The organism is Pseudomonas sp. Sample_23 (assembly GCF_004307595.1).
GTDB lineage: Bacteria > Pseudomonadota > Gammaproteobacteria > Pseudomonadales > Pseudomonadaceae > Aquipseudomonas > Aquipseudomonas atacamensis.
Map to the genome: position 1 here is coordinate 1 of NZ_RCNX01000099.1, position 4,136 is coordinate 4,136.

General features: G+C 64.2%; 2 protein-coding genes and 2 pseudogenes. All 4 read right to left on the reverse strand.

Going from position 1 to position 4,136, the window contains the following annotated elements; all coding sequences use genetic code 11:
- Nucleotides 1–97: 97 nt before the first annotated feature.
- Nucleotides 98–232: pseudogene (locus D8U82_RS28545) on the reverse strand (metal ABC transporter ATP-binding protein); the annotation flags it as partial.
- A 57-nt stretch (nucleotides 233–289) separates the two neighbouring features.
- The gene (locus tag D8U82_RS26200) at nucleotides 290–1,684 is read right to left on the reverse strand and encodes an efflux transporter outer membrane subunit (protein ID WP_130887383.1); all 1,395 of its coding nucleotides are present in this window, start codon (nucleotides 1,682–1,684) and stop codon (nucleotides 290–292) included.
- Nucleotides 1,685–1,691: 7 nt separating this feature from the next.
- Complete coding sequence (locus D8U82_RS26205; protein WP_130887382.1) at nucleotides 1,692–3,662, reverse strand: MacB family efflux pump subunit; 1,971 nt, start codon at nucleotides 3,660–3,662, stop codon at nucleotides 1,692–1,694.
- Nucleotides 3,663–4,136, reverse strand: a pseudogene (locus D8U82_RS26210) (efflux RND transporter periplasmic adaptor subunit); the annotation flags it as partial.

Here is a 4,136-nt window from a genome sequence, read left to right on the forward strand (position 1 = left end):
ATATCAATCGAAAGGGGCAGTTATCGCTTGAGGATAATCATAGAATCTCCCACATCGGGCCTTGTTCGTGGCGGAGATTTCCGTCCAAACCGAATTCCATTTGTGGGAGCGAGCCTGCTCGCGAATGCGGTGTGTCATTCAGATGCATCAGTGCCTGACAGGACCTCTTCGCGAGCAGGCTCGCTCCCACAGGGCGCCTTGGTCGTGCCGAAAATTTCTGTCCAGACCGAATTTCATTTGTGGGAGCGAGCCTGCTCGCGAAGGCGTCAGTCCATTCGACGCATCTCTGTCAGATCACCTCCCAGCCACCCCCCAGCGCTTTGTACAAGGCAATGCTCGCCTGCAACCGCGACAGGCGCAGTTGCACGTTGAGGTCTTGCGCCGCATACAGCGTGCGCTGGGTTTGCAGGACGGTGAGCAGGTCTTCGGCGCCGGCCTGGTAGCGGCTTTGGGCGATGTCGAAGGCGGTTTGTGCCTGGTTCAGTTCTTCGCTTTGCCATTGCCGTTGTTCATCGAGGCCACGAATGCTGCTGAGGGCTTTTTCGACGTCAGCGAAGCCGTTGATGATTGCCCCGCGATAGGTCTCCAGCAATTCGTCCTGCCGCGCCTTGGCCTTGTCGCGTTCGGCGCTGAGGCGGCCGTTGTTGAAGATCGGCGCGGTCAGCCCCGAGGACAGGTTGTAGAACGTCGTGCGCAGCAGGTCGGCGGCAAGGTCGGCGCCGCTGCCGAGGCTGGCGGTCAGGGTGATTTTCGGCAGCATTGCGGCGCGGGCGACGGTGACATCAGCCTGGGCTGCCGCAAGCTTGGCCTCGGCGCTGGCAATGTCCGGGCGGCGGCTGAGCAAGTCGCTCGGCACGCCGCTGGCGATGTCCGGCCAGTGCAATTGGGCGAAGGATTGTGTGGGCAACGGTAACGTTTGCACTGGTTGGCCGAGCAGGGCGGCGAGGCTGATCAGTGCTTCGCGGGCCTGTTGTTGCACCAGCGGCAGGCGACGCTGTTGTTCGGCCACCAGGCTTTTCTGCTGGGCCAGTTCCAGCGCGGTGGCGCTGCCGGCGTCGAAACGGGTCTGCACCAGCTGCAGCACATTCTGCGCATTTTTCAGATTGAGTTCGGCAATGCGCGCCTGCTCACGCAAGGCCAGGGCCTGGGTGTAACTGTTGGCGACGCCGCTGAGCAAGGTCAGCTCGACGGTGGCGCGGTCGAACTCGCTGGCCTGCACGCCGAACACCGCACTGTCGCGGGCGGCACGCTTACCGCCCCAGAAATCGACTTCGTAACTGGCGCTGAGCTCGGCATCGTAATAGTCCAGCGAGCGATTCTCCGGGCTGACATCCAATTGGCTGTAGCCCTTGCCGTGGATCAGTTTCTGCCGGTTGGCATTCAAACCGGCCTTGAGCTCGGGCAGCAGCGGGGCGTCGGCGATGGTTGCGCTGGTCTCGGCCTGCCTGACCCGCGCAACGGCGGCGGCGAGGTCATAGCTGCCCAGCCGCGCCTGTTCCACCAGCCGCTCCAGCTCGGGGCTGCCGAATTGCGTCCACCATTGCCGATTGCTCTGCAGCGCGCCGGGGGTGGCGGCGGACTGCCACGCGCTCGGTGGCTGCACGCCGCTGTCCAGGCGCGGCGCCGGGCTGCTGCAGGCCGCCAGCAACAGGCTGGCGGCGAGGAAGGTCAGTCGCACTTTCATAGGTCGATCATTCACTGGTAAGGGCCGTGACCGGGTCAAGCCGGGCAGCTTTGCGGGCCGGCATGAAGCCGAAGATGACGCCGGTGACCAGCGCACAGGCGAATGCACCGATCACCGCCAGCCCTTGAAAGGCGATCGCCACGCCGCTGAGCAACAACACGCCGCCGACCAGCAGCGCCAGGCCGATTCCGGCAATTCCGCCGACCACCGAGAGCATCAGCGCTTCGGTGAGAAATTGACGGAGGATGTCGCGCTGACGGGCGCCGGTGGCCATGCGAATACCGATCTCGCGGGTACGTTCGCGTACGGTCATGAGCATGATGTTCATCACGCCGATACCGCCGACCAGCAGGGAAATCGCCGCAATTGCCCCCAGCATCAGCGACAGCGTGCCTTGCGTGCGCGCTTCGGCCTGGATCATCGCGGCATTGTTGGTCAGCTCGAAATCCTTCTTGCCGTGGTGCCGACGCAACATCGCCTGTTCGATGGCCTGTTCGGCGTCCTTGACCTTGCGCGCGTCCTTGGCGGCAATCACCACGTATTGCGGATTGCGGCTGCCGAACAGGCGCGTGCTCGCCGCCGAATAAGGCACGGCGATGCGGTTGTCGCTATCGGAGTCGCCGGAGCTGGCGCCTTTTTCTGCAAGCACGCCGAGGATCTGGAACGGCACGTTTTCGATGAGAATGTATTGACCGATCGGGTCGGCGACATCCTTGAGCAACTTGTCGCGAACCTTGGTGCCGATCACCGCGACAGCGGCGGCGCTGTCCTCGTCGGCCTGGGTGAAGTAACTGCCCTGAATTACCGGCCAGTTGAAAATCTGCGGAAAGTTGGTGTCATTGCCGCCGACGTAACTGCTGTGGTCGGCATTGCCAAAGCGCACCCCGGCGGTCGAGCCGTTGACCGGCATGATCCGTTCCACCTGGGGCAGGGCGGACAGTTCGGCAACGTCGTCGAGGGTGATGATGCCCTCCGGCGTACGCGGGTTCGGCGCCGAGCCGCTGAGGTAAATGATGTTCGAGCCGAACGCACCCATTTGCGCCATGACCTGACGCTTGCTGCCTTCGCCGACGGCGAGCATGACCACCACCGAGGCCACGCCAATGACGATGCCCAGCAGGGTCAGCGCGGTGCGAAAGCGGTTGATCCACATCACTCGCCACGCCGCTTGTACAGCGTCGAGCAGTTCACCTTTCCAGGCGCCGGTCTGGCTGCTGCCGTTGCTCAGGCGCTGGCGCAGGTCGACCGCTTGCAACGCCCCGGGATTGGCCGCAGGCGGCGCGTACGCGTGCTCGGCGCTGTCACTGATGATCAGGCCGTCACGGATTTCGATGATGCGTTTGGCCCGTTGCGCCACTTCGCGGTCGTGGGTGATGAGGATCACCACATGGCCTTGATCGGCGAGTTCGTCGAGCAGGGTCATGACCTCGGCGCCGCTGTGGCTGTCGAGGGCGCCGGTCGGCTCGTCGGCGAGGATGATGTGGCCGCCGTTCATCAGCGCACGGGCGATCGACACCCGCTGTTGCTGACCGCCGGAAAGCTGATGCGGACGGTTGCCGGTGCGAGTGCCGAGGCCGAGACGTTGCAGCAGCGCGTGAGCTCGGGCATGCCGCTCGGCGGCCGGGGTGCCGGCATAGATCGCTGGCATCTCGACGTTTTCCTGGGCCGAGCCGGAGGGAATCAGGTGGTAGCCCTGAAAGACAAACCCGAAGGCTTCGCGGCGCAGCCAGGCCAGTTCATCGCTGTCCAGCTGCGCGACATTTTCCCCGGCGAACAGATACTCTCCGCTGGTGGGACGGTCGAGGCAACCGAGGATATTCATCAGCGTCGATTTGCCTGAACCGGAGGCGCCGACAATCGCAACGAACTCGCCGGCGTGGATCGACAGATCGATCCCGCGCAGCACTTCCACCAGTGGGCTGTCATCACCGCCGTAGGCTTTGCGGATCTGCCGCAGGTCGATCAGGGGCGTGTGCATTCAGCCTCCATGACCAGTGGCCGGCGCGCTGAGAACATGCTCGCCCTCGGCCAGACCTTCGAGCACCTGGGTGCGCAGGCGATCGCTGATGCCGGTGCGTACTTCGCGCGCCTGAATATCACCGTTGGCGGCGACGATCTGCGCTCGCTGCCACTGCGGACGCGAGCCCGGTTGCAGGGCGGCAGTCGGCACGGTCAGAGTGTCTTGCGCCTGTTGTGCGACAAAGAACACCTGGGCGGTCATGTCGGTCATCAGGCTATGATCGGCGTTGTCGACGTCGAGCAGCACGGTATAAAGAACCACGCGTTCGCTGCCGCTGCGGCCGCTGGTGGGGCTGCCGCCCTGGTTCTGTTCAAGCGGACGTGGTGGCACCGGCAGGATTTGCCGCACCGTGCTGCTCCAGCGCCGAGTGCCGCCGCTGAGGGTGGTGAAGTAGGCGGTCATGCCGGGTTTGACGTGGCCGATGTCGGCCTC

Bases quoted from the DNA above. Each gene is read 5' to 3' on its own strand.
- D8U82_RS26200 (WP_130887383.1), bottom strand. From the start codon at position 1,684: ATGAAAGTGCGACTGACCTTCCTCGCCGCCAGCCTGTTGCTGGCGGCC.
- D8U82_RS26205 (WP_130887382.1), bottom strand. From the start codon at position 3,662: ATGCACACGCCCCTGATCGACCTGCGGCAGATCCGCAAAGCCTACGGC.